The organism is Bradyrhizobium sp. CCBAU 45394, from assembly GCF_028128655.1.
Lineage (GTDB): Bacteria > Pseudomonadota > Alphaproteobacteria > Rhizobiales > Xanthobacteraceae > Bradyrhizobium > Bradyrhizobium diazoefficiens.
In genome coordinates, this window is sequence record NZ_LBIX01000063.1 from 1 (window position 1) to 917 (window position 917).

The 917-nt window shown below is 65.6% G+C and carries 1 protein-coding gene; it reads right to left on the minus strand.

Features of this window, described 5'->3' with window-relative positions; all coding sequences use genetic code 11:
* On the minus strand, positions 1–917 hold a 917-nt coding region (locus WN73_RS11700), incomplete at both ends, for a chemotaxis protein CheW (protein ID WP_271552861.1).

Sequence of the window (917 nt, forward strand, 5' to 3'; positions counted from 1 at the left end):
AGCTCTGGGCGCGCAGCGCGGCCAGGCCCTCCTGCGCGGTCGGCGCGGTGCGGACGCGGTAGCCGGCGGCTTTCAGCACCGGCGCCAGCATGTTGCGGAAGAACGCGGAGTCGTCGACCAGCAGCACCGACTGCGAGTGCATCGACGGCTTCATCTCCTTGCGGGTGAACCAGTCGGCGAACGCCATCGGCAGGAAGTGGCCGACGTCAATCACCTCGGTGGCCTGCCCCTTGATCACGGCCGAGCCCAGGATGCCCTGGCTGGAGCCGCCGACCTCGATGTTGAGGCGTTCCTCGACGATGTCGATGATCTCGTCGACGACGAGGCCCATGGAGCGGCCGTCGTCGGCGAACACCAGGATCGGCTGGGCGCCCTGGCTGGCAACAGTGACGCTCTCCATGGCGACGAGCGGCATCAGCTGCTCGCGGTACTGCACCATGTAGCGGCCGTTGCTGAACTCGATCTTGTCGGCGGGCAGCTCTTCCAGGCGCGTAACGAGCCCGAGCGGGACCGCCTTGGGCTGGGACGAGCCGGCGCGGAACACCAGCAGCGAGGTGGTCTGCTCGCCACTTCCGATGTGATGCGCCCCGTTCTCGTCGCCCATGTCATGGGCCGAGGAGCCGGCGGCGCCCAGCGCCTTGGCAATGCCGTTGGGGTCGATGATCATGATGACGGCGCCATCGCCCAGGATGGTGTTGCCGGAGAACATGTCGATGTGACGCAGTTTTGTCGACATCGGCTTCACGACGATCTCTTCCGTATGGAAGACGCCGTCGACGACGATGCCAAAGGTCTGGCTGCCGACCTGCGTCACCACGATAAAACCGTTCTCGGGATCGCTGGCCGCGCCGTCGTCGATCTTGAGCAGCTTCTTCAAATGGATTAGCGGCAGCAGCTTGTTGCGCAGGCGCAGGACG